Origin of the sequence: Streptomyces toyocaensis, from assembly GCF_000725125.1 — a bacterium.
GTDB classification, from domain to species: Bacteria; Actinomycetota; Actinomycetes; order Streptomycetales; family Streptomycetaceae; genus Streptomyces; species Streptomyces toyocaensis.
Map to the genome: position 1 here is coordinate 1 of NZ_JFCB01000011.1, position 23,496 is coordinate 23,496.

Annotated in this window: 24 protein-coding genes, 1 tRNA gene and 3 pseudogenes; 18 read left to right on the top strand and 10 right to left on the bottom strand. The window is 68.4% G+C overall.

Going from position 1 to position 23,496, the window contains the following annotated elements; genetic code table 11:
* Positions 1–157 precede the first annotated feature (157 nt).
* From BU52_RS14170 to BU52_RS14180, 3 genes are all read left to right on the top strand, one after another.
* Complete coding sequence (locus BU52_RS14170; RefSeq protein ID WP_235216339.1) at positions 158–733, top strand: sensor histidine kinase; 576 nt, start codon at positions 158–160, stop codon at positions 731–733.
* A gap of 248 nt (positions 734–981) precedes the next feature.
* A complete protein-coding gene (locus BU52_RS14175) occupies positions 982–1,383 on the top strand; it encodes a VOC family protein (protein ID WP_051858187.1) in 402 nt (133 codons plus the stop codon).
* Positions 1,380–1,898, top strand: coding sequence for a mycothiol transferase (locus tag BU52_RS14180; RefSeq protein ID WP_037933519.1), 519 nt, complete (start codon positions 1,380–1,382; stop codon positions 1,896–1,898). Before BU52_RS14175 ends, BU52_RS14180 begins: the two co-directional genes overlap by 4 nt.
* 125 nt (positions 1,899–2,023) lie before the next feature.
* Here BU52_RS14180 and BU52_RS14185 read toward each other — a convergent pair whose 3' ends face one another.
* The gene (locus BU52_RS14185; RefSeq protein ID WP_037933522.1) at positions 2,024–3,640 is read right to left on the bottom strand and encodes an MFS transporter; all 1,617 of its coding nucleotides are present in this window, start codon (positions 3,638–3,640) and stop codon (positions 2,024–2,026) included.
* 225 nt (positions 3,641–3,865) lie between these two features.
* On the opposite strand from BU52_RS14185, the gene BU52_RS14190 reads away from it, so the two are divergent.
* The 5 genes from BU52_RS14190 (at position 3,866) to BU52_RS14210 (ending at position 6,420) form a co-directional block, all read left to right on the top strand.
* Positions 3,866–4,291, top strand: a complete 426-nt coding sequence (locus tag BU52_RS14190; RefSeq protein WP_037933524.1) for a DUF7144 family membrane protein — start codon at positions 3,866–3,868, stop codon at positions 4,289–4,291.
* 31 nt (positions 4,292–4,322) lie between these two features.
* Positions 4,323–4,649, top strand: coding sequence for an amphi-Trp domain-containing protein (locus BU52_RS14195; RefSeq protein WP_037933526.1), 327 nt, complete (start codon positions 4,323–4,325; stop codon positions 4,647–4,649).
* Between the two features lie 429 nt (positions 4,650–5,078).
* Positions 5,079–5,681 (top strand): hypothetical protein, encoded by a 603-nt coding sequence (locus BU52_RS14200; RefSeq protein WP_037933528.1) that lies wholly within the window; start codon positions 5,079–5,081, stop codon positions 5,679–5,681.
* Positions 5,682–5,719: 38 nt separating this feature from the next.
* A complete protein-coding gene (locus BU52_RS14205) occupies positions 5,720–5,980 on the top strand; it encodes a ribbon-helix-helix domain-containing protein (protein ID WP_037933843.1) in 261 nt (86 codons plus the stop codon).
* Positions 5,977–6,420, top strand: coding sequence for a PIN domain-containing protein (locus tag BU52_RS14210; RefSeq protein WP_037933529.1), 444 nt, complete (start codon positions 5,977–5,979; stop codon positions 6,418–6,420). The genes BU52_RS14205 and BU52_RS14210 overlap by 4 nt, the downstream gene beginning before the upstream one ends.
* Before the next feature lie 379 nt (positions 6,421–6,799).
* On the opposite strand, the gene BU52_RS36300 is transcribed toward BU52_RS14210, so the two are convergent.
* Together BU52_RS36300 and BU52_RS33540 are read right to left on the bottom strand one after the other, a co-directional pair.
* The gene (locus tag BU52_RS36300; protein WP_078903247.1) at positions 6,800–7,180 is read right to left on the bottom strand and encodes a hypothetical protein; all 381 of its coding nucleotides are present in this window, start codon (positions 7,178–7,180) and stop codon (positions 6,800–6,802) included.
* Positions 7,181–7,390: 210 nt separating this feature from the next.
* Positions 7,391–7,843, bottom strand: a pseudogene (locus tag BU52_RS33540) (ATP-binding protein); the annotation flags it as partial.
* 72 nt (positions 7,844–7,915) lie between these two features.
* Between BU52_RS33540 and BU52_RS14215 the strand changes: the two are divergent.
* The 3 genes from BU52_RS14215 (at position 7,916) to BU52_RS34755 (ending at position 10,140) form a co-directional block, all read left to right on the top strand.
* Positions 7,916–9,187, top strand: a complete 1,272-nt coding sequence (locus tag BU52_RS14215; RefSeq protein ID WP_078903230.1) for a helix-turn-helix domain-containing protein — start codon at positions 7,916–7,918, stop codon at positions 9,185–9,187.
* Positions 9,184–9,738 carry a flavoprotein gene (locus BU52_RS14220; protein WP_037933531.1) on the top strand — a complete coding sequence of 185 codons (555 nt, stop codon included), beginning with the start codon at positions 9,184–9,186 and terminating at the stop codon, positions 9,736–9,738. Before BU52_RS14215 ends, BU52_RS14220 begins: the two co-directional genes overlap by 4 nt.
* A 117-nt stretch (positions 9,739–9,855) precedes the next feature.
* Positions 9,856–10,140, top strand: a complete 285-nt coding sequence (locus tag BU52_RS34755; protein ID WP_037933533.1) for a hypothetical protein — start codon at positions 9,856–9,858, stop codon at positions 10,138–10,140.
* Positions 10,141–10,765: 625 nt separating this feature from the next.
* On the opposite strand, the gene BU52_RS14230 is transcribed toward BU52_RS34755, so the two are convergent.
* Positions 10,766–11,167, bottom strand: coding sequence for a hypothetical protein (locus tag BU52_RS14230; RefSeq protein WP_235216330.1), 402 nt, complete (start codon positions 11,165–11,167; stop codon positions 10,766–10,768).
* 171 nt (positions 11,168–11,338) lie between these two features.
* Here BU52_RS14230 and BU52_RS14235 point away from each other — a divergent pair, with 171 nt between their 5' ends.
* Both BU52_RS14235 and BU52_RS14240 read left to right on the top strand, forming a co-directional pair.
* Positions 11,339–11,755, top strand: a complete 417-nt coding sequence (locus BU52_RS14235) for a DUF5958 family protein (protein WP_051858189.1) — start codon at positions 11,339–11,341, stop codon at positions 11,753–11,755.
* Positions 11,756–11,833: 78 nt separating this feature from the next.
* A pseudogene (locus tag BU52_RS14240) lies at positions 11,834–12,273 on the top strand (IS701 family transposase); the annotation flags it as partial.
* Between the two features lie 219 nt (positions 12,274–12,492).
* Here BU52_RS14240 and BU52_RS33555 read toward each other — a convergent pair.
* Together BU52_RS33555 and BU52_RS35270 are read right to left on the bottom strand one after the other, a co-directional pair.
* Positions 12,493–13,374 carry a pentapeptide repeat-containing protein gene (locus BU52_RS33555; RefSeq protein WP_235216331.1) on the bottom strand — a complete coding sequence of 294 codons (882 nt, stop codon included), beginning with the start codon at positions 13,372–13,374 and terminating at the stop codon, positions 12,493–12,495.
* A 7-nt stretch (positions 13,375–13,381) separates the two neighbouring features.
* The gene (locus tag BU52_RS35270; protein ID WP_157847870.1) at positions 13,382–13,825 is read right to left on the bottom strand and encodes a hypothetical protein; all 444 of its coding nucleotides are present in this window, start codon (positions 13,823–13,825) and stop codon (positions 13,382–13,384) included.
* A 390-nt stretch (positions 13,826–14,215) separates the two neighbouring features.
* On the opposite strand from BU52_RS35270, the pseudogene BU52_RS14245 reads away from it, so the two are divergent.
* A pseudogene (locus tag BU52_RS14245) lies at positions 14,216–15,187 on the top strand (tyrosine-type recombinase/integrase); the annotation flags it as partial.
* Between the two features lie 79 nt (positions 15,188–15,266).
* Here the strand turns inward: BU52_RS14245 and BU52_RS14250 are convergent.
* Positions 15,267–15,340, bottom strand: a tRNA-Gly gene (locus BU52_RS14250).
* 279 nt (positions 15,341–15,619) lie between these two features.
* Between BU52_RS14250 and BU52_RS35660 the strand changes: the two genes are divergently transcribed.
* From BU52_RS35660 to BU52_RS14260, 3 genes are all read left to right on the top strand, one after another.
* Positions 15,620–15,778, top strand: a complete 159-nt coding sequence (locus tag BU52_RS35660; RefSeq protein ID WP_167343520.1) for a hypothetical protein — start codon at positions 15,620–15,622, stop codon at positions 15,776–15,778.
* Positions 15,779–15,875: 97 nt separating this feature from the next.
* Positions 15,876–16,451 (top strand): dCTP deaminase, encoded by a 576-nt coding sequence (gene dcd, locus BU52_RS14255; protein WP_018547797.1) that lies wholly within the window; start codon positions 15,876–15,878, stop codon positions 16,449–16,451.
* Positions 16,448–16,945: a phosphoribosyltransferase gene (locus BU52_RS14260; RefSeq protein ID WP_037933538.1), complete on the top strand. Its 498-nt coding sequence runs from the start codon at positions 16,448–16,450 to the stop codon at positions 16,943–16,945. The genes dcd and BU52_RS14260 overlap by 4 nt, the downstream gene beginning before the upstream one ends.
* A gap of 72 nt (positions 16,946–17,017) precedes the next feature.
* Here BU52_RS14260 and BU52_RS14265 read toward each other — a convergent pair whose 3' ends face one another.
* The 3 genes from BU52_RS14265 to BU52_RS14275 form a co-directional block, all read right to left on the bottom strand.
* The gene (locus BU52_RS14265) at positions 17,018–18,034 is read right to left on the bottom strand and encodes a Yip1 family protein (RefSeq protein ID WP_037933539.1); all 1,017 of its coding nucleotides are present in this window, start codon (positions 18,032–18,034) and stop codon (positions 17,018–17,020) included.
* A gap of 146 nt (positions 18,035–18,180) precedes the next feature.
* The gene (locus BU52_RS14270) at positions 18,181–19,659 is read right to left on the bottom strand and encodes a VCBS repeat-containing protein (protein ID WP_037933541.1); all 1,479 of its coding nucleotides are present in this window, start codon (positions 19,657–19,659) and stop codon (positions 18,181–18,183) included.
* Between the two features lie 244 nt (positions 19,660–19,903).
* A complete protein-coding gene (locus BU52_RS14275; RefSeq protein WP_037933543.1) occupies positions 19,904–22,186 on the bottom strand; it encodes a (Fe-S)-binding protein in 2,283 nt (760 codons plus the stop codon).
* Between the two features lie 270 nt (positions 22,187–22,456).
* Here BU52_RS14275 and BU52_RS14280 point away from each other — a divergent pair, with 270 nt between their 5' ends.
* Complete coding sequence (locus BU52_RS14280) at positions 22,457–23,494, top strand: MraY family glycosyltransferase (protein ID WP_037933545.1); 1,038 nt, start codon at positions 22,457–22,459, stop codon at positions 23,492–23,494.
* The last annotated feature ends 2 nt before the right edge of the window (positions 23,495–23,496 follow it).

Genomic DNA, 23,496 nt, shown 5'->3' on the forward strand with positions numbered 1-23,496 from the left:
CCCGACCGCCGCCGCACCCGCGACCCCGACCGCCGCCGCACCCGCGACCGCCGCCGCACCCGCGACCGCCGCCGCACCCGCGACCGCCGCCGCACCCGCGACCACCACCGCCGCACCCGCGACCACCACCGCCGTGACCGACTCGCACCGCATCGTCGTGCGCGAGCGGATGCGCTTCGCCCGGGACCTGCACGACCTGCTCGGTCCTCGCCTGTCGGCGATCACCCTCCAGTGCGAGCTGGCCCACCGCCACCTCGACCGCCGCCCGGACACCGCACGCGACCAGCTGGCGCAGGCGCTCGCGGGACTGCGCGACATCGTCGAGGAGGCGCGACGGGTGGCCCACGGCTACCACTGCCTCTCCCTGGAGACGGAACTCGCGTCGAACCGGGAGCTGCTCGAGTCGGCGGGCGTCGAGACCGAGGTCACGCTGCCGGGCGCGGTGCTGCCCGCCCCGCTCCAGGCGGTCCTCGCCACCACCGTCAGGGAGGCCGTCGCCAACGTCCTCAAGCACAGCCGCGCCCGCCGCTGCCGCCTCGCGGTCGAGACCGGGAACGGGGCGGTGCGCCTGAGCGTCACCAACGACGGCGTCCCCCGCCCCGCCCCGCCGGCCGCCCCCGGCCTCGGCCTGCGCAGCCTGGCGGAACGCGTCACCGCGGTGGGCGGCACCCTGGCCCACACCCGCGTCCCCCCGGCCCACTACCTCCTCCAAGCCCGCTTTCCCCTGCGGTGACGGACGGGCGACCCAGGAGGCGACGAACGGTCCGAACACTCCTCGACGGCCTCCCGCCCCGGAGTGAGCGGGGCGTGGCCCGGCGACGTCTGCGAAGCGGTGGCCCGGCGTGCGGTCTTGAACGGGCTCCCCCCGCCACGCCACTTCCACACGTGCGCTGCTCGAAGCGGCCCATGACGTCCGTCGGCGCCAAGAAGATCCCGCCGTCCCCTATGCGTGGCGCGGCCACTGGTAGATCCTTTCCAGTCGTGACCCACACGACAAGCGACACCGCGTGGCCCGGAAACATCGGGGCCATCACCCTGTTCGTCGAGGACCTGGAGGCCACCAAGCGGTTCTACGTCGAGGTCTTCGACCTGCCGGTGACCTTCGAGGACGACGACTCGGCCGTGTTCGGTTTCGGGAACACCCTCATCAACCTGCTGCGCACCGCGGCGGCCGGCGAACTGATCGACCCCGCGCCCGTCGCCGGGCCGGACTCCGGTTCCCGTGTGCAACTCACCCTCGCCGTGGCCGACGTGGACGCGAAGTGCGAGGAACTGGCCGCCCGCGGCGTGACGCTGCTCAACGGTCCGATGGACCGGCCCTGGGGAATACGGACCGCGAGCTTCCGCGATCCGGGCGGCCACATCTGGGAGATCGCACAGTGACCACGACCACCACCGCGGCATCGAACGCCGAGATCCGGGCACTCCTGTCCGTCCTGGACGGCCAGCGTCGCCACGTCCTCGGCATACTCGACGGACTCGACGCGGAGGCACTGCGGCGACCTGTGCTGCCATCCGGATGGAGCTGCCTGGGGCTCGTCCAGCACCTCGCGCTCGACGTCGAGCGCTTCTGGTTCCGCGCCGTGGTCACCGGCGACCCGGCGGCCATCGAGGCCCTGGACGACATCGACGACGCCTGGCAGGTTCCGTCCGACGTCCCGCACACCGAGGTCCTCGACCGGTACCGCACGGAGGCGGACCTCTCCGACACCGTCATCACCGCCGCGGCCGCGGACGCTCCCCTGGCCTGGTGGCCCCACCACCTCTTCGGGGAACCCCACTTGCACACCGTCCGGGACGTCCTGCTGCACGTCATCACCGAGACCGCGTGCCACGCCGGCCATCTCGACGCGGCACGGGAACTCATCGACGGCCGACGCTGGCTGGTCCTGACCTGAGGCCTCCTCGCAGCGACGAGAAGGAGAAGCAGAAAGAGAAGGAGAAGGACGGAACGGAGTGAACGCCTCGTAGCCGACTCGATGGAAGGACGGAGAGGCGGAAGGGTCCGCCGCCGGCCCGGCAGCTATGGCGCCGTCGAACCGGGCTGGGTCTTCGGAATCCGTGAGGTGAAGAACATCGCGAGGAGCGCGGCGAGGGCGAGGATGGCGAGCGCGGCGCGCAGACCGTCGATCCTGGCGTCTTCGTTCGCGTCGAGTGCCGCCTGAGCCACCTCCTCGCTCGTGCCCGCCTCGGCGAGCGCGGACTCGAGCTGGGCGTCCGACAGGAACGGCACGCCGCTCTCCAGCTCGACCGTCGCCTGGCTCTTGACCTCGGCCGGGATCGCCGGATTCTCCTCCACGCTGGTGAGGAAGGACGTCGTCATCGAGGCGATCAGGAGCGAACCGGCGAGCGCCGTACCGATCGAGGCGCCCAGGTTGGTGACGGAGTTCTGGACGCCGCCGACTTCCGCACTCCGTGCCTCCGGCACCGCTGACACGGTGACGGACCCGAGCTGGGACGCCAGCGCGCCCATGCCCAGCCCGATCAACAGCATGGGGATGGTGACGATCTCCGCACCGGCGTCCGCGTCGAGCGCGGCCATCAGGACCACCGCGCCCGCGAGCAGCGCGAAGACCCCGAGCCGCACCACCCGCCGGGGAGAGACGTCCGGGAGGAGGCGGGGGATCAGGACGGCGGCCGCCAGCAGTGTCACGGAGAGCGGCAGCAGGCGAGCACCGGTCATGAGCGCGGACAGGCCCAGGGCGACCGACAGGTAGAGCGGTACGACGAAGAACACGCCCATCTGGACGAGGTACTGGAAGAAGAACATCGTCAGTCCGCCGGTGAGCTGCTTGTTCTGCAGCATCGCCGGGTCGACGAGTGGCTCCCTGCGCCGCTCCACCATGCGGGCCTCCCAGCGGAGGAAGAGCCACATCAGCAGCAGACCGGCCAGCATCAGCCACACGGTCAGCGAGACCCCGAGCCACGCGGGCGCGCCGGGCTTCGGCTGGAACCAGCCCCACTCGTCGGAGCGGAGCACGCCGTAGACGAAGACCCCGAGCCCGAGGGCGGACAGCACGGCGCCGACGAGGTCGATGCGAGAGCGTTCGCCGACCGGCGCGTCGGCGACCCGGCGGGCGAGCACCAGGATGCCGAGCACCACCAGGACCTCACCGGCGAAGACCCACCGCCAGGAGAAGTAGGTCGTCGCGACACCTCCGATGAGCGGCCCGACCGCGATCGCCACGGCCCCCGCGGCCGCGACGAGACCGTAGGCGGCGGGCCGGCGTTCCGTGGTGAAGTTGCCGGCCACGAGCGCCACGATCGCGGGCAGGATGAGCGCCGCCCCGATCCCTTCGAGGAACGACCAGCCGACCAGCAGCACGGTCAGGTTCGGTGCGAGCGCCGTGGTGAGGGATCCGCAGCCGTAGATGACGCAGCCGATCACGAACGCGCGTTTGCGGCCGATCAGCGCCCCCACCTTGCCGCCGGGGATCATGAACATCGCCATCACGAGGGTGTAGGCCGTGATGGCGCCCTGGACACCCGTCACCGTCGTGCCCACGTCGTCGGCCACCGTCGCGATCGAGACGTTCATGACCGAGCTGTCGAGCGCCATCAGGAACTGACCGGCCGCGAGTGTCAGCAGAACCGTCCGCGCCTTTGCCGGGCTCTCGGCAGTGTGTGTCCTGGGTGCCATGCGCGCATGCTCCCAGCCGCCCCGCGAAAGGGAGTCCGACCCACCCCAGAGGTCGACCGGTTGGCGGAGTCACGGGCAGACGGGGCCGTGAACCGCTCGTCGAGGACGGCCGGCCGGACGCCCTGAGATGCGAAGCGGCCCCGTTGGGCAGAGATTGGAGGTAGCCCGACCGGCCGAACGCGAAGGTGCGGCTGTGCGGAGTGCTGCGACACGGAGGAGCCGGCCATGGCCAGTCATGTGAGTGGGACCCGCTCGGGTGCGGCGGCGCGAGGATCGGCGAGGACGGGGAGCGGCTGGCTGGTCTTCGCCGCCGTCCTGATGGTTTTCGGCGGCCTGATGATGATCTTCGAGGGCATCGCCGCCATCGCGAACGACGACGTGTTCGTCACCACCCGCAACTACGTGTACGAGTTCGATCTGACCGCATGGGGCTGGATCCACCTGATCCTGGGCGTGGTCATCGCACTCGCCGGCGCGGCACTGTTCCAGGGTGCCACCTGGGCCAGGGTCGTCGGCGTGGCGGTGGCCGGCCTGGCCATGCTCGCGAACTTCCTGTGGATTCCCTACGCGCCGGTCTGGGCCATCGCCCTGATCGCGATCAGCGGCTTCGTCATCTGGGCCCTGTGCACCGCCCCCAGCCCGTCGGAGTGATGAGCCCGAGGACCGCAGCGAGGTGCGTCCCATGAAGGACCTCAAGTTCGAGCAGAAGCGCTCGCTGTCCCGCCGCGAGGCGGCTGACCAGCTCACGGCACTCGCAGACGCGCTGAGAGAGGGTACGGGTGCCGAACTGGAACTCGGCCCGGGAACGCTGAGCCTGCGAGTCCCCGACGACCTGCGCAGTGAGATCGAGGTCGAGATCGGTGACGGGGAGATCGAGCTGGAGATCGAACTCAAGTGGCCGACCGCGAAGCGCCGGACAGAACCCTCGCGGACGCCCGCTGAAACGGACGAGGCCACCACGCGAGGGAGCGCGCCGCCAGAGCCAGGGCCAAGCGGTACCGGCAGCTGAGGAGGCCGGAGCGGAGAGCGGTCTGGTGCGGTGGTGATGCGAGCCGCGCAGGGAACAGGTTGCGTTCGTGGAGCCTCATGTCGGTGCTCATGGCTAAGGTCTCGGACGCGCGGCCGGCTTCCGAGGTGTCCAGCTCTGCAGAGCAGTTGCATCCCCGGCTCTGTCAGGGGGCGGCCCGGGTGCGATCCGGGACCTAACCGACGGTCGGGCTTCGTCGATGGCCAAGGAGAGACCTGCCGGCGCCGGCCGCGCACCGAGTACGCCAATGCCGAGGGGCAGGCGCCCGCTTTCCAACTGCGGTGGTGAGGTGCAGCCGACTCGCGGTCCCGCCTGAACAGCCGGGGAACGGCGCTGATGAGACGGAGACCGAGACGGAGCCCGCGCACAACTCGGGTGACGGTTGGCTGCGGTCCGCGCTAGCGTGCGGCGGTGATCAGCGACGAGGGAGCACGGCTGGGTGCGGAGGCCGCACACCGCCTGGCACAGACAGGCCTCTATGAGTTCGAGGCGGGGCTGACGGAGCCAGAGTTCACGCGCATCGAGCGCGAGTACGGCTTTCAGTTCGCGGACGATCACCGAGCGTTCCTTGCGGCCGGGCTCCCGGTCAACGTCCCTCCCGAGGACGGGCAGACCTGGTCCAGGCCCTGGCCGGAGTGGCGCGGCGGCGATCTGGACAGCTTGCGTCGACAGCTCGACTGGCCGGTCGAGGGTGTTCTGCTCGACGTTGAGCACAACGCGTTCTGGTACGAGGGTTGGGGCGAGCGCCCAGCCGACGCAAAGGCGGCACTGGAGACGGCGCGGCGTCATCTGGCGGAGGCGCCGGTGATGGTGCCCGTGTATGCCCACCGGTACCTGCCTGCCGGCCGAGGAAGCTTCGGGCATCCGGTGCTCTCGATGTGGCAGACCGACATCATCCATTACGGCCTGGACCTGGCCGACTACATGCACCAGGAGTTCGACGAGGCCCGGGGCGAGGTCGACGACACATGGAACCCGCGAGCGACGGCCCCCTTCTGGCGGGACCTTCTCTGACGCATACATCATTCTGGTACATGGGCTATGTTTGGTACATGTCCATGAAGCGCACGAACGTCTACGCCGATCCCGAGGACCTGGCGATCATCAAGGAGGCGTCCAAGAGGCGGGGCATAAGCGAGGCCGAAATCATCCGTCAGGGGATTCACCTTGCGGCGATGGCGAACCGGGTCTGGGACGAACCGTTGTTCTCCCGGACGTTCGAGGGACCAGGGCGCACGCCGTCCAAGGCTGAGGTCCGTGACACGGTCGCCGACGCGGTCCGCCGCGAGACGGACTCCGGAACTGCCCCGTGATCATCGTCATCGCCGATACATCCGGCCTTCTGGCTGCTCTCGACTCGACCCACCCGGAGCACAGGGGCGCGAACGAGTCGATCATGGCGGCCGGTCTCCTGATCATGTCCCCGCTTCTACTGGCGGAACTTGATCACGTGGCCACGCGTGAGTTGGGGCGCGAGGCCGCTCTGAGCGCGGTCGACGACCTGCGGCGCTGGATGAGCCGGGGTCGTGTCGTAGTGCCGGAGATCACGGAGGACCACTTGGGTGCCGCCCAGTCCGTCCGAGTCCGCTACGGCGGGCTCGACCTGGACCTCGCCGACGCGGTGAACGTAGCGCTTGCGGCCGACTACGACACGGACGCGATCCTCACCCTCGACCGACGGGACTTCCGGGCCGTACGGCCATTGGGCCGTCACAAGGTGTTCCGGGTGCTCCCGGACGACCTTCCGCTCTGACGCGAGAGTCTCGGCAGCCAAGCGCCTGCTCCCGCGAGCCACGTCGCGTGCCGGGTATCCGTCCCTGCATGCCGGCTATCGTGTACCGGTCCTACGACGCAGCAACGACCGTTTGGGCGTTCGTGCTGTCGCTTCTGGTCGTGCTGGTTGTGGGTTGGTACGTCCGGCGTCGCAGGTAGGTGTGACCGCCGCCTGAGGAGTTCGATCCGGGCCCGCTCCGGCGGATGCCGTCGACTGGCGTGACGGCCGGACAGGAGCGCTGATGTACGACCCTGTCCGGCGTCGTTGATGGCAACCGTGCATGTCAGCGACGTTCTGCCGCAGTGGCGGCGCGCTCCCGCGCCGTGCGCGGGGTCGAACCCGTGAAGCAGGTTGTCACTCAGTCCTTGGTGGTGGTCTTGAAGCTGCTGGCGCAGGCCGGCAGCGTGACGCCTTGTCGGTGTGCGAGCGGTAGGAAAGTCACGGGGCGGATCGTCCAGGTGATGCGAGTGGTCGCGTGGGTGATTGTCACTGAGCAGGGTTCGCCCCGTAGGAGGCATCGGCGTGTCACCAAGCGATCCTCGTAGAGCCACGTCCATGCTTCGTCCGAGGCGTCGGCGTCCAGAGCCGGCGAGATGGTCCGGAGTGCGACGGCAACCCATCGGTCGGCCTGCGCTGCGGAATAGGCGTCGAAGGAAGCTTGGAACGCTGGCTGCTCTGCGGAGTCCTGGACAGCTGTGGTCCAACACTCGCACCAGTAACCCCGTCGTGAGCCGCTGATGGCGCAGAGTGCCAAGGAAGGGACTGCGGCTCCCTCTCTGTCGCTGAGGACCCGGAGGTCGTCCGGATGTGCGGCGCTGAGCACGCGTGTCGGAGCTCGGCGGGTGCCTCTGGGAGCCGACGTCAACCTCGCTTCAGGAAAAGGGCGCTGAGAGTGTGGCGAACCGGTCAGTGAGATTTCGGCCCAACACCGTTTGCCGGTTCGTGTCGGTTCGGCACCGTGTCGGTGAGCGAGGGCGGACACCAGGAGGAGGCCACGGCCGTGCTCGCTGTCGTCTTCAGGGAGGCCGGGGCGGGGGAGTGATGCGCCGGAGTCACACACCTCGATGTGCAGGACGGCGTCGGTGAGCCGTGTCGTCAAGTGGATGCGTCCGGTGCCGACATGCTGCACCACGTTCGTCAGCAGCTCGCTGATCACCACGGCCGCGGTGTGCTCCACCTCGTCGTCCAGCTCGGCGTTCCAGCGCCGTATCCCTGCCAAGGCCCGACGCCGCGCGTCGGAGACAGCACGGGCCGTGGCAGGTACGGACAGGACGAGCTGATGCGCAGCCATGGGGTTTCCTCTCTTGGTGCGGTACGAGGTGGTGCCACTCCAGAGAACGGGCTGGTTGGGGTGCCGTCCGGGGCGAGTGCCGACGGTGCATGGGGTATGCAGAAGCTGCATCGGGGCAGTACCGGGCTGACATGCACCCCGTTGGACGGGGAGGATCGGCAGTGGCGGAAAGGACCGCGGCAGATGGCCGAAGCAAGCAGCGAAGCACAGCGGATCGGTGAGGTGATCCGCCGGGCACGCATGGTGCAGCGGCGCTCGCAGAAGGACGTCGCCGCCGCACTCGGCTATCACCAGTCGAAGGTGAGTCGCCTGGAGAGTGGTCGCGGTGCGGAGGACGTCCGCGTCCTACGGGCGGTCGCACGGGAACTCGGCATCGATCCGTACCGTTTGGGGCTCGCAGCTGCGACCGAGGCCTGTGGCCCCGATCACGGAGCCGAGGGGATGCACCGTCGAGCATTCCTCGCCGCGGGCGCGGCAGTTCTCGTTCCTGCGGCGGATACGGTCACCACCCACGCCGAGCTTGTACGAGCCCTTCTGCCCGGGCCGCCTCCAGCAGCCGCCTCTGGGGCGCTCACCAGGGAAGCGTTACGTCTCCGTCTGGGTGCGGCGCGTCGGCTCTTCTACACGTGCGACTACACGACGCTGGAACGCACCCTGCCCGTTCTGATCACCGACCTGCGGCATGCTGCAGAGGGTGCGGGAGGCGTGGCCGATCTCTCGCCGATGCTGGCCACGGCGTACCAGACCGCGACGAGTCTCCTGCTCAAGCAACACGATCAGGGATCCGCCTGGCTCGCCGCGGGGCGTGCCATGGCCGAGGCCGAGCGTTCCGGCACTCCGCAGGTGCTCGCCTCAAGTGTTCGCGTGCAGACTCACGTCCTGGCGCGCGGGAAGCACACCGTCCAGGCCGTCGAACTGGTACGTCACACCGCGACCCAACTCACCGGTTCCTACGACCGCCGTTCCCCGGAGTACCTCGCTGCTCTCGGACTGATGCTGCTGCGAGGTGTCACCGCGGCCAGTGGCGAAGGCGACCGTGCCGCCACGGAGGCGTTCCTCTCCGAGGCGAAGGAGGTGGCACGTTACGTCTCCGCCGATCGACCCGATGCGTGGGCCAACTTCGATGCGACCAATGTGGCTCTCCACGAGGTCAGCGCGCTCCTGGCGTTCGGTGACGCCGGTCCGGCCCTCCGAGCGGCCCACCCACTGATGCGCCGCCGCATCCCCGTCCCGGAGCGCAGGGCCGCACTGTGGCTGGAGGCGGCCCGGGCGTACAGCCGGCAAGGGCGCCTGGCCGAAGGTTACCGAGCGCTACGGATCGCTGAGACGTGCGCCGCCCAGGATGTCCGTCGTCCCGCCGTCCGGACCCTGGTCGCCGACATGGTGGCTCGCGACCGTGGCCGTACCCTGCCCGGACTGCACCAGTTCAGCCGCCGACTGGGAGTGCCCGCGTGACCGTTTCCTCAGCCACGGACCAGAAACCCTTCCTGTACGTCGTCGTGTGCGCGAGCGGTGTCGCCGCGGACGTCGGGAAGCTGATCAACGCCGCACGGCAACGTGACTGGAGCGTCGGCGTGGTCGCCACCCCGCTCGGACTCACCTTCCTCGACGCCGCCGCCGTGCAGGAGCAGACCGGCTACCCCATTCGGTCCACGTGGCGTAGTCCGGGCGAAGCCCGCCCCCTGCCACCCGCCGATGCCATCGCCGTCGCGCCCGCCACCTTCAACACGATCAACAAGTGGGCTGCGGGCATCTCCGACACTCTGGCTCTGGGCATCCTCTGTGAGGCCCACGGCATGGGTGTTCCGACCGCCGCTCTGCCCTATCTCAACGCCGCCCAGGCGGCCCACCCCGCCTACGCGCGGAGCCTGGAGGTGCTGCGTGAGATGAACGTCATGATCGGCAGCTACGAGCCACACAGGCCGAAGGCCGGCGGCGGCGCGGACCGCTTCCGGTGGGAGGAGGCCCTGGAACTCCTGGAGCCCCGGATCGGTCGGCGGTCATGACGTGGCCCGGCCGAGTGCTCTGGCGCATATCCGGAACACTTCTGGCGAGCAGGCCGCCGATCGCGACTCACGACAACAAGGCCCAGGTTTCTGACCTGTGCCTTCTTCGTGGAGCGGGTGACGAGAATCGAACTCGCGCTCTCAGCTTGGGAAGCTGCGGCGAACAGATCGCCGCTCAGCATCGGCAGTGATGCCGGCCCCTTCGAGGCCAGGGCCCTCGGCCCGCCGCGGAACCAGGCCGTGCGCCAGCGCTGCACCGACCGGCTCGCCACCGACACGGCCCCGGACGACATGCGGCTTCTGGCGAAGAACCTGACCGGAGCCCTGAGCGACACGCTCCGCGCGGCGACCAGCAGAGGCCACCGCCTGGACAGCCGGTCTACTGATCACCGGCTTCGCTGACCAGCGGGATTAGCGAAGCCCACGGCTCTGACCAGTTCAGATGCCGTGGGCTTCTGTCGTTGTCGGTTGGTGTTGGACGGCCCAGGAATGGCCCGGACACCATATTGCGCCTCCGCTGTGAGCGGGCCCGCTAGCATCTCGGCATCGAGAGGGGCAGGCATGGCACTGGGCCGTAAGGGGACACGGCGCATAGTCGTCGACGGCACGGTCTACCGCTGGCGGCTGCGCCGCAGACCTACCTACAGTCAGGCTCTCTGCTGGTCGCCGTGCACTTATGCCGTGGAGCATGCGGATCGTCCCGGGACGACCCTCGTCGTCACCACGAATCAGCCTCACCTCAACAACTGGCTTGGAGGCTCAGGTAACTCGGTGCTGCCTTCCGATGTCGCCAATGCCATTGCATCCGCCCTACGACAGGGGTGGGTGCCCACTCGCGCGGGCTCGCCGTTCCACCTCGACCAGTCCGCCGGCTTCTCTCCCTTGCCCTGACCTGGCTGGCGGGGTGAACACCGCTTTAGGAGTTCGATCAACGACCGCTCCGGGGGCCGTCGGCGGCTGGTCCGGCAGTCGCGCGCGGATGCCGCTGTATGCCGCCGTCCGACCTCGTTGATTTCAGCCGCTGATGTCAGGAGTCAGCGCTGATCTGGCAGCCCTCGTGCCGGCACTCGTCGTCTTGCCGATGCAGCCGTCGGAGGTCGTCCAGAGCTGCGCTGGGGAAGGAATGCTGTACCCACTTCTTCCGGTAGCCGGCTTTGCCGTGAGTCCTCAACACGGCCTCAGCGGCCTCCACGATCACATGGCCCAGCGCGCTGCGCGGCTGTGCGGAGTGCCAGCAGCGGGCTCCCTCGTCATCGGGGGCGTCCCAACTCGTGGACATGTCCAGGAACCGGTAGATGGTGATCTCCACATCCTCCCCCCGACGCCGGAGCCGCCACCTCACCTCTGCGGGTTCGAGGTCGAAGGAGACTCGCCGGGAGTCGGCTACTCCATAGAGCTCCGCCACTCCATGCAACAGGTCGGTGGACACCGTCAGTGCAGTAGCTGACGGTGTCCACCCTCTCCGACGTGCCGTCGGCGAGTCGATACGTCGCCCACCCGGAGCCGCTCAATTCCCAGCTAATACTCCAGTCACATTTCGCGATCTGGTCCGATGGCCGTGCAAGGTCGACGGTCTGGGGTGTTGTGGAAGTGAGGCGGGATGGACGAGCGCGCGATGGTCCTGAACGGGCTGGCACAAGGCATCCATCCGCTTGATCAGGGCGTCGACTGGTTCGAGAGCCTGGCCGGCACCGAGCAGTTCGAAGTCCTGCGCGATCTGGCCGGGTTCTGCATCCAGGCCCGGGCCCTCACCGAGGACGGATCCGAGAGCATCCGCAGAGCCGGGATCCGGCCCACGCACACCCCGGCCGTGCTGATCACACGCGGGCGCCTCACGGAGCAGCTGACAAAGATCATCAACCTGCCGCAGGACGAACGCGTCATGGCGTTCCGACGGCTGGTCGCGCTGCTCGGCGTGGCTGACAAGCGGCGACGGGCTCGGTTCTGCGCCCACGGGTGCAGCCATGCCTGGCACCACCTGGGCACGGGTACGGGAACTGAAGCGGCCACCGCGTGATCATCAAGAGTTGTGTGGACTCCTGAAGATCGTGCAGTGGCCGCGGGCCACAGCATAGACACAGCCCGCTGGCGGGCCATGTTCGACCAGGCCGTGGCCCGGATCGCGGGCCGGTTCCGCAGGGTGGAACCGCGGGCGACCACCCGCGCCTATCTGCTCCGACTGCTGTCCCAAACCGAGCGGAAAAACTGCTGGCAGCTGGCCGAACAAGCCGACCACGACCGTCCCGGGCCGATGCAGCGGCTGCTGCGATCCGCCCGTTGGGATGCCGATGAAGTTCGCGACGACGTCCGCGCCTACGTCTTCGAGAACCTCGGCGCCGACGACGGCGTACTGATCGTCGATAGACGGGGTTCCTGAAGAAGGGCCGGAGCTCGACGGGCGTGCAGCGGCAGTACACGGGCACCGCAGGCCGGATCGAAAACAGCCAGGTCGGCGTGTTCCTCGCCTACGCCTCCAGCAGAGGCAGGGCGTTGATCGACCGTCGGCTCTATCTGCCCGAACAGACCTGGGTGAACGGGGAAGCGGGTGCGGACTCAGTGACGGGGCTGGACAACCACTTACTTCAGGAGCGTGGTTGGGCGATCACGGGTGCGGCCTGCGGACTCCGGTCTTGGCGGAGTCCAGCCAAAGTCACCTCCGTGAGCTCCGGTGCCCCGTGAGTCCCCGTCCGTTCTGGCACAGGGGTGGCACGGCCGTACGCGGGGCACCTGACGCTCGGCTGGGCAAGATTCGCCCTACCGCAAATGGCCAGCGCACGTCAGGCCAACCGAGTCACTATTTACTCCATCTGGGCAGGTTGTGTTCTTCCATCTAACTCCAGTAATGGAGGCGCCGGAGAGGTCGGCACCTGTCAGATCAGCGTTCGTCAAGTCGGAATTTTCCAGATTTGCATCTTTCAGATTCGCATCTCGCAGATTGGCGCCAACGAGCCTGGCATTCTTCAGGGTGGCAGACGGTTGCTTGTCTGGCGGATTTGACGCCCAAGCAAAGCTTACGATCCCAATCGCGGCCAGAAGAGCCGCACAGATGAGCCATTTTAGTGTCCTATCAAATCTCCCTTCCAAAGTTCTGTTTTGGGCAACCTGCTGGATTGACCGTATCCACTTCCTGATCTGCTCACTGCGTTTCTCAAGTTTCTTGACTTCTTCGCATTTCCCTTGCCTCTTGGCTTCTTTCCTATTTTTTTCGGTGTCGTCTCGATCCTTTTTTAGATCTGCGGGAGTGTTCCAATTTTCGCCGAGTTGTGCAGGTTCCGCCTTGAAGAATTCGACAGCACGCTCGAAATCCTTGGTGGGCTTTCGCCACTGTTCGTCCAGCTGATTGATTGTTACGATTACTGGTATGAGTAGCCTCACCGCCAGCCAGATTGCCCAAACAACTGCGATAAGACCAAGGGCTGCTCCTGCAAGCGCTATCCATAGGCGCCAGCCCCAATCAAGCCTTCCTATGTTTGATAGCTGACTGCCAGCCATCAATGCCGCACCTACCGCCGCTGAGCTCCCAATAAGCCATTTCGCCGCGTCGCGAATTCGCTGGTTAGCAGCGTTGAGGGCTGTAAATTCTTGACCGCTTTGTTGAGTGGGCCCCTGAGGTGGTGAAGCTGATGGTTGCGACATTCTGCTACTACTCCTTAGCCGACGGCTCAGGCGGTTGGGGGTCGGGTATATCGTCGTAGTCGAAACCTGGAATCTTGGGGTCGCCGGGTATGGGTATCGCGGGCGGCCCGCCTTTCGGCAGACGCCGTTTTCGCCCCTTCACTCTATATTTATAGGCTACCCTAAATGCCTGATTTCGACTTTTCGCCCCCATCTTGTGCAGTTCGATTCCATAATGATCAAATACCTTGACTAGTTCCCGCTCGGAAAGAATGGCGATAGCAGCCTTCGTGGGGCTGCTCTCGACTATTTCTGCACTATGCGGGACCTCGATTACGTCAAACCCATGTTCTTTGTTGGCCCGATATGTTCCGCCGATGAGCGGTACGAGCCTGGGGGTGCCACCTCTTTCCGGGCGGACTTGCGCAATGAGCGGCCGAGCGTGATCCCTTCCCACGTGAATGGCAGTCACCTGCCCTATTGTCTGCCCGCTTTGTGTCGTTAGATTTATTTTGCACTGCTTGGAAAAGTCTGAGCTTTTCATGGGGGCTCCGGAAGGTCGAATCGACACCATAAAGAATGGGGATCTTAATTTAGAATGGCTTAGCGGCTTAATTTTGGCACCGTCTAGTACTCTGTTTGGGTGATGGGTCTTGTCAGGCGCCGCCCCTGGTCATCAGCGCGCTCCACCAGCCTGTCTTCTACACGGCGCCGCCCTTGCAGAGACGCCGGCGGATGGAAGCGGCGCTGGTTGACACCCGGGGAAATGGTTTAGTCCCTGATCCGTAACTGAGCTGAGTCCGGTGATCGGGGTCCATCTGTGGGCCAAGCTGCTGGAGAACCAGACTGCTCGTGCAGGTAAGACGCCGGGGCCGTCAACTTCGGTGTCTACGCCGAGAAGTGGGTCGAGGAGCGGGAGCTGGCCGTCCGAACTGAGGATCTGTACCGGCACCTGCTCCGCCTGCACATCCTCCCGGCGTTCGGCGGGCTCGACCTGGACGAGATCACGGCTCCCCGCGTGCGTGAGTGGCGCGCCGAACGGCTCCGCGCCACCAAGGCAAAGACCACCGTCGCCAAGGCGTACCGCCTGCTCAAGGGCATTCTTGAGACGGTCGTCGACGACGACCTGATCACGCGCAACCCGTGCCGGATCAAAGGGGCGGGCAAGGAGTCGGCGGCGGAACGGCGCATCGCAACCGTCGCCCAGGTCGACGCGCTCGCCGACGCGATCGGCATCCGCTGGCGGCTCATGGTCTACCTCGGCGCCTACGGTCCGATGCGGCCGGAAGAGCTGGCCGGCCTCCGCCGTCGGGACGTCGACATCGACAACCTCGTGATCCGCGTGCGGGTCGCCGAGCCGGAGCGGACCAACGGCAAGCGGGCACCCAGGCCGACCAAGTCCGACGCGGGTGCTCGCGTGGTCGTCCTGCCGCCCTTCCTCCGGAAGGAGGTGAAGCGGCACCTCGACTGGTTCGCCGAGAAGGGCCCGGACGGGTTGGTCTTCGTGGGGGAGAAGGGCGCGGCCTTCCGGCGTACGACCTTCGGGCGGAAGTGGCGGCGGGCTCGCGGGAGCGCTGGCCTCCCGGACGGCTTCCGCTTCTACGATCTCCGTCACACCGGGCACACCCTGGCGACCCGCTCGGGCGCCACCCTCCGGGACACGATGGCGCGCGCCGGCCAGTCCTCCGAGAAGGCGGCGCTGATCTACCAGCACTCCGACGAGGAGCGGCAGCGGGAGGTCGCCGCCGGGCTGGACGACCTCGTACGCACCGAGCGTGCGAAGCACCACACCGACGACCGTGCGCACCACAGGGAGGAGTCGTCGGCGGGCTAATGGTGCGGTTGTGGTGCGGCACCCGCTCACCGGTCCGGACAACAAAGAACCCCCGGGTCGATGACCTGGGGGTTTTGCGTGGAGCGGGTGACGAGAATCGAACTCGCGCTCTCAGCTTGGGAAGCTGATGTTCTACCATTAAACTACACCCGCGAAAGATCCAGACCCCGTCGCATGAACGGTGTCCGGACGCTCGCTCACTCTACCCCATGCCAGGCCCCCGGTGTTCAAGACCCGTGGGCCTGACTGTGTTTCAGGGTGGTTCAGGGTGTGGAAGCGGCTGCGGAGGGCAGACGTCGGGGCGTACCGTGAAGCGGGTCGGGCGGGTGCGGGGTGCCGCCTGGAGGGTCGTTCCTTTGATCCCGTAACGTGGCTTTTGTCGTCAGGGCAGCAAGCCAGACGCGGCTCTTGGGGAAGGGACTCTTGGACTTGATGGAGCGCACCGTCGTCCGCTGTGCCGATGGGCACGTGTTCACCGCCACCTCGTTCCCGATGCAGCAGGCCGAGCGACTCGGCCCCGGCCGGCTTCTGCGGTGTCCGCGCTGTGCGCGGCTCCGCAGCGTCGTGCCGGTGACCCTGCTGAAGCGGTAGCGGGAGAGACGGGAGAGGACGGGAGAGAAAGACACAGGAGGTGGGCGCGCGGGCGGCCGGTTGCGGGCGTTCCGCGCGCCTTGCGTATTCTCGGGGCGTGCTTCTCTCAGACAAGGACATCCGGGCCGAGATCGACGCCGGGCGGGTGCGGATCGATCCCTACGACGAATCCATGGTGCAGCCGTCCAGCATCGACGTACGCCTCGACCGCTACTTCCGGGTGTTCGAGAATCACCGGTACCCCCACATCGATCCGTCGGTCGAGCAGACGGATCTGACCCGGCTCGTGGAGCCGGAGGGGGACGAACCGTTCATCCTGCACCCCGGTGAGTTCGTGCTGGCCAGCACGTACGAGGTCATCACGCTCCCCGACGACCTGGCCTCACGGCTGGAGGGGAAGAGCTCGCTCGGGCGGCTGGGCCTGGTCACCCACTCCACCGCCGGGTTCATCGACCCCGGCTTCTCCGGGCACGTGACCCTGGAGCTCAGCAACCTCGCGACGCTGCCCATCAAGCTCTGGCCCGGGATGAAGATCGGGCAGCTGTGCATGTTCCGGCTCAGCTCGCCCGCCGAGCACCCGTACGGCAGTGAGCGGTACGGCTCCCGGTACCAGGGGCAGCGGGGGCCGACGGCCTCCCGGTCGTACCTGAACTTCCACCGGACGCAGGTGTGAGCGGCGTGCGCGAGAACCTCACCTACGAGCAGTTCGGCGTCGCCGTCCGGGAGCTCGCCCAGACCATCGCCGACGACGGGTACCGGCCCGACGTGGTGCTGAGCATCGCGCGCGGTGGTGTCTTCGTCGCCGGCGGGCTCGCCTACGCCCTCGACTGCAAGAACATCCACCTGGTCAACGTCGAGTTCTACACCGGCGTCGGGACCACCCTCGAGATGCCCGTCATGCTCGCGCCCGTGCCCAGCGCCATCGACTTCACCGACAAGAAGGTGCTGATCGCGGACGACGTCGCCGACACCGGCAAGACGCTCAAGCTGGTGCGCGACTTCTGCCTCGACGCCGTCGCCGAGGTGCGCAGCGCCGTCGTCTACGAGAAGACGCAGTCGCTGGTGAAGTGCGAATACGTGTGGAAGCGGACCGACGAGTGGATCAACTTCCCGTGGTCCGTCGAACCGCCGGTGGTCCGGCGGGACGGACAGGTGCTCGACGCTTAGAGCGGCAGGGCGGCAGGGCGGAAAGAGTGAAGAGGGGCTCCCATCGGGGGCCCCTCTCCTAGTGGCCGTGGGTCAGAACGTGCCCAGCTTCACGATCGACAGCAGCGCGATCAGCTGGATCGCCGACGCGCCCAGGGCCTTCGGCCAGGGCAGGTCGTGGGAGCGCCTGACCATGACCGTGAGCAGGGTGCCGGCCGCCACCCAGGTGGCCCAGCCGAGGAGCTGGACGAAGGTGGCGTCGCCGCCGGCGAACATGGCGAAGACCAGGCGGGGCGCGTCCGTGAGGGACATGATCAGCATGGAGAGGCCGACCGTGGGCTGCCACGCGCCGTCGCCGCCGAGCTGGCGGGCCAGGGTGTGGGTGACCACGCCCAGGACGAACGCGCTGAACACCATCGCGACGGCCGTCGTCAGGACGATGGGGACCGCGTTCGACAGCGTGGCGTTGATGGCGTCCTCGCGGGCGCCGTCGAAGCCGAAGACGGCGAGCAGGCCGTAGAGGAAGGTGACGACGAGGGCGGGGCCCCACACCGTGTAGTCGCGCATCCGGAGGAACGTCTGCGCGGGCGCCAGGACGATGCCCTTCAGCAGGTCCTTCCAGTGCAGCCGGGGGCCGACCGGTCCGGGCGGCGGGGCGGAGCCGGCGCGGTAGGTCTCGCCCTGGTGGTAGGGGTCGTCGTTGATCGAGAAGGCCTGGGTGTGGCCCGGGTTGTTCGCCGCGTACGGGTCGTGCGGGGCGCCGTGGGGGTGCGTGCCGTCGCCGAAGTACTCGGGTTCGCCGTGGCGTCCCTGCCCTCCGTGACCGCCGTGGCCCGGGTGACCACCGTTCGCGTGCGGCCACGGCCCGCCGCCGCTGCCGTGCGACGGCTGCTGCGGGTACGGCTGCGGCGCCTGCGGGTAGCCGTACGACGGCCCCGGCGGCGTCTGCTGTCCGTACGGGGGTTGTTGCGGTCGCGCGTGAGGAGCGCCGTTGTTGTCCCGGCCGCGTCCGATCCTGAATCCAGCCACGTCATCGAACGTACCTGGTCCCCGGCGGCCGCGTGCCGGGCCCCGGCTTCCGGGCCGGGCATTGCGGCCGAGCTGTGACATCCCCTAAGGGGTCGTCAGCCCCTCGGTCCGTCCTGCGGAGGGCCGCGGGGCGGCCGGGTCCTACGGAGGTGGGAGGGCCGGAGGAGGGAGGGCCGTCGGCCGGGCCCGCGGTGGTGTGCGGGCCCGGCGCGGGGGACGTGCCCCGGTCAGTCGGCGAAGTTGGAGCCGAAGTACGGGGTGCCCGCGGTGGAGACGCCCGACGTGCTGGGGGAGATGAAGCGGGAGCCGCTCGTGGTGATCTTCGTGCCGTTGGACGGCAGGTAGACGATCGCGCCGTCGCCCTTGTCCTCGGCGGAGCCGACGATCAGGTCGGCCCTGCCGTCGCCGGTGACGTCGTCGAGCTTGACGTCCAGGCCGAAGGCGTCGTTGTCCTCGTTGCCGCCCGGGACGCCCGTGGTGTTCTGCTCGAAGGCCTGGGCGCCGGAGGCGGTGTTCAGACCGTCGGCGGTGCCGTAGAGGACGATGACCATGCCGGTGTCGGACTCGGTCCCGAGGTTCTCGCCGGCGACACCGATGGCGAGGTCGAGGAAGCCGTCGGCGTTGACGTCGCCGAGGTCGAGTTCGTAGCCGAAGTAGTCGTTGCTCTCGGACCCGCCGGGCACGTTGCCGGTGTCCTGGGTGATGCCGGTGGCGGAGCCGGTGAGCGGGCCGGTGGCCGAGCCCTGGGTGACCCAGACCTTGCCGCCCTTGGCGGAGTCGGGGATCGGCGTGCCGTCGTCGAGCGTGGAGTCCCACTGGGCGCCGCTGACGATGTCGCCGAAGCCGTCGTTGTCGATGTCGCCGATCGCGGTGATGACGCCGGGCTTGAGGGTCTTGACCGCGGAGACCTGCAGGCCGCTCGGGGAGCCGGGGATGAAGTAGTTCCGGTTCCAGCCGTACGCGGAGGTGGTCTCGTAGCCGTCGACCACCAGGTCGGTGGCGCCGCTGTTGACGTCCCCGGCGGTCAGGTTCAGCGGGCCGCCCCCGTCGCCGCCGCCCTGGATCGGCGGCTTGACGGTGTAGCGGCCGCCGGGCGTGCCCGCGGTGCTGAAGCCGCCCTTGAAGATGTGCAGGGTGGCCTGGTCGCTGCCGACGGCCAGGTCGGCCCGGCCGTCGCCGTCGAAGTCGCCGGCGGCGAGGTTCTTGCCCCACAGGTCGTGCGAGGAGGGGGCCGGGTCGGGGACGGTCACGCCCTTGCCGGTGAGGCCGGAGGCCGATCCCCACAGGATGGTGAGGAGGCCGCCGTCCTTGTCGCTGCCGAGGTCCTCGTACGGGGCGGAGACGGCGACGTCGTCGTAGCCGTCGCCGTTGAAGTCGGCGTACGCGTGGTCGTAGCCGAAGTTGTCACCGGCTTCGGCGCCGCCGGGTACGCCGGGGGAGTCCTGGCTGAGGGTGTGACGCTGGGCGGACGACACTCCGGTGGAGGTGCCGTAGAGGACGACGAACTGTCCGGCCCAGCTCTTGCCGGCGACGTAGGCGCCGTTGACCGAGGAGGCCACGTCGCCCCGGCCGTCGCCGTTGAAGTCGGCCAGGGCGACGTGCGTGGAGTCGGCGGCCGTCGCGGGCGAGGCGACGAAGGTGAGCAGACCGCCCGTGAGCGCGACGGCGGTGGCCGAGGCGAGGGCGAGTCTCGTGCGTCGGTGCATGCGGGTTCTCCTGCGGCATGCGGGGGATGCCCGGTGGGCATCCGGAGTCGATGAGGTGCCGGGACCGTGCGGGTTCGCCGGGAGTTGTCCGGCGGTTCACCCGACGGTCGGCGACCATGAGACCGGCGAGGGCCCGGGAGGGTTGTACGGGTGCTCGGTGTTTTCCGGATCCCGGGCTCCGGGGGCCGAACACGGCGAAGGGGCCGTCCTGTTGGACGGCCCCTTCGTCATGTTCGCGGTCTCGTCACTTCACCGGTTCCGGCTCCGGAGCGGTCTCGCTCTCCTCGTCGCCGGCCGGGTCGCTCGGCGTCTTGACGGACTCCAGCAGCAGCTGGGCGACGTCGACGACCTGGATGGACTCCTTCGCCTTGCCGTCGTTCTTCTTGCCGTTGACCGAGTCGGTCAGCATGACCAGGCAGAACGGGCAGGCGGTCGAGACGATGTCGGGGTTCAGCGCCAGCGCCTCGTCGACGCGCTCGTTGTTGATGCGCTTGCCGATCCGCTCCTCCATCCACATGCGGGCGCCGCCGGCGCCGCAGCAGAAGCCGCGCTCCTTGTGGCGGTGCATCTCCTCGTTGCGCAGGCCCGGGACCTTGCCGATGATCTCGCGCGGGGGCGTGTAGATCTTGTTGTGGCGGCCCAGGTAGCACGGGTCGTGGTAGGTGATGAGCCCCTCGACCGGGGTGACCGGGATCAGCTTGCCCTCGTCCACCAGGTGCTGGAGCAGCTGGGTGTGGTGGATGACCTCGTAGTCGCCGCCGAGCTGCGGGTACTCGTTGCCGAGGGTGTTGAGGCAGTGCGGGCAGGTGGCGACGATCTTCTTCGCCGACCTGGGCTTGCGGGACTCCTCGGTGACCTTGCCGTCGTCGTCCATCTCCTCGCCGAACGCGGCGTTGAGGGACATGACGTTCTCCATGCCGAGCTCCTGGAACAGCGGCTCGTTGCCCAGCCGCCGTGCCGAGTCACCGGTGCACTTCTCGTCGCCGCCCATGATCGCGAACTTGACGCCCGCGATGTGGAGGAGTTCCGCGAAGGCCTTCGTGGTCTTCTTGGCGCGGTCCTCCAGGGCGCCGGCGCAGCCGACCCAGTACAGGTACTCGACCTCGGAGAGGTCCTCGAGGTCCCTGCCGACGACCGGGACCTCGAAGTCGACCTCCTTGGTCCACTCCAGGCGCTGCTTCTTCGCCAGGCCCCAGGGGTTGCCCTTCTTCTCCAGGTTCTTGAGCATCGTGCCCGCCTCGGAGGGGAACGCGCTCTCGATCATCACCTGGTAGCGGCGCATGTCGACGATGTGGTCGACGTGCTCGATGTCGACGGGGCACTGCTCGACGCAGGCACCGCAGGTGGTGCAGGACCACAGGACGTCCGGGTCGATGACGCCGTTCTCCTCGGCGGTGCCGATCAGCGGGCGCTCGGCCTCGGCGAGGGCGGCGGCGGGGACGCCGGCCAGCTGCTCCTCGGACGCCTTCTCCTCGCCCTCCATCGTCTTGCCGCCGCCGGCCAGCAGGTAGGGGGCCTTGGCGTGCGCGTGGTCGCGCAGGGACATGATCAGGAGCTTGGGGGAGAGGGGCTTGCCCGTGTTCCAGGCGGGGCACTGCGACTGGCAGCGGCCGCACTCGGTGCAGGTGGAGAAGTCCAGCAGGCCCTTCCAGGAGAACTGCTCGACCTGGGAGACGCCGAAGACGTCGTCGTCACCGGGGTCGGCGAAGTCGATCGGCTTGCCGCCGGAGGTCATCGGCTGGAGGGCGCCGAGTGCCGTCCCGCCGTCGGCCTCACGCTTGAACCAGATGTTCGGGAAGGCGAGGAAGCGGTGCCAGGCCACGCCCATGTTGGTGTTGAGCGAGACCACGATCATCCAGACGAACGAAGTCCCGATCTTGATCATGGCGGCCAGGTAGACCAGGTTCTGCAGCGTCTCGACCGACAGGCCGTCGAAGGCGAGGACCAGCGGGTACGAGGCGAAGTACGCCGCCTCGTAGCCGTCCACGTGGTGCAGGGCGCCTTCGAGGCCGCGCAGGACGTAGATCGCGAGGCCGATGGTGAGGATGACGTACTCGACGAAGTACGCCTGACCCGCCTTGGATCCCGCGAAGCGGGACTTGCGGCCCGGACGCGACGGCAGGCTCAGCAGCCGGATGACGATGAGGACGGCGATGCCCAGCACGGTCATCACGCCGATGAACTCGATGTACATCTCGAACGGCAGGAAGCCGCCGATGACCGGCAGCACCCAGTCGGCCTGGAAGAGCTGGCCGAAGGCCTGGGCGAGGGTCGGCGGCAGCGTCAGGAAGCCGACGGCGACGAACCAGTGGGCGATGCCGACGATGCCCCACCGGTTCATGCGGGTGTGGCCGAGGAACTCCCGCACCAGGGTCACACTGCGCTGGTAGGGATTGTCGGTCCGGGCGCCGGCCGGGACCGGCTGGCCCAGCTTGAAGTGCCGGACGAACTGGCCGATCGCGCGTGCGAGCAGCGCAACGCCGACCACGGTCAGGACCAGCGACACGATGATCGCGGCGAGTTGCATGGGGGCTCCTCGGGCCTGCGAGGGGTTTGGAGAGGGATTTCCGGGCGTCCCCGGGGGCTCCACTACGGCTTCCCCGAGATTACTAAGCGGTAACTTATGCAGTCCGTCTGAGACTACCCCGATCTCCGGCCGCACTGTAGCCGGGCGCGGGGTGATCTGAATCGCTGAGGGTCACCTATGGGGGTGACCCCTGGGGCCGTCCCGGATGGCGTCCGGGATCCAATCGTGTTATTCACGCCAAATCGGTCCATACGCACCTAACTTATATCCGTGCTCTACGGGATCGTCGCCGCCGCCACCGCCCTGCTGCTGTCCGCCCTCCTCACGGGAGTGCTGCGGGCGCCCCTCCTGCGCCTGGGAATCCAGGACCGCAGACGGCGGCGCCCGGTGCCGCTGTCCGGGGGAGTGGCCGTCGGGCTGGTCACCGGGCTGGTCGCCCTCGCCGGGGACGCGGCCGGTGTCGCGCCGCTCGGCACCGGGGTCGGGCGGCTGCTGGCCGCCGGGGCGTGCGTGGGCGCGCTGGGGCTGGCCGTCGACGTCTGGCGGCTGCGGTGGTGGGTGCCCGTCGCCGGTACGGCCGTGGCGGCCGCGCTCGTCGTGCCGTACGGGGAGACGGGGGTGCCGGGCGGGGTGCTCGCCGCGGTATGGATCGTCGCCGTCGCCGCCGCCTTCCGGGGCCTCGACCACGCCGACGGGCTGGCCGGCACCGTGGGAACGGTGACCGCGTTCGGGGTGGCGGCCTGCGCCGCGGCCGAACTGATGGACGGGATCGCGGTGCTGCTGAGCGTGCTGGCCGCCGCGCTCGCCGGGTTCCTGCTGCACAACTGGCATCCCGCGCGGGCGGCGCTCGGCGCGTGCGGTGCGCTGTTCACGGGGTTCCTGCTGGCCTCGGCGGCGGTCTTCGTGCGGGCCGGGCAGGGAATCGGCGCCGGTGCCGGGGTGTTGTTCGCGGTGACCGCGGTGGTGTGCGCGGACGCCGTCCTGGTGGTGCTCGCGCGGCGGCTGGCGCGGTGGCCCCTGACGCGCGGGCGGCCGGACCATCTCGGGCACCGGCTCAGGCGGCTGGGGGTCGCTCCGCGTGCGGTGACCGTCCTGCTCGGTGTGGCCTCGCTGGGCGGGGTACTGGTGGGGGTGGGCATGCACACCGGGCGGGTGTCCGGGGGTGCGGTGCTGTGGGTGGCGGCGGTCGCCGTGGTGGTCGTCCTCGCGCTCGTCCGCCTTCCCGTCACCCCCGTTTTCCGTCCCCGTCAACGGTCTTCCAGTGCGTCGTCGCAGGTCACAGGGCAGTTGCGTGTAAGGAACGGATAAGA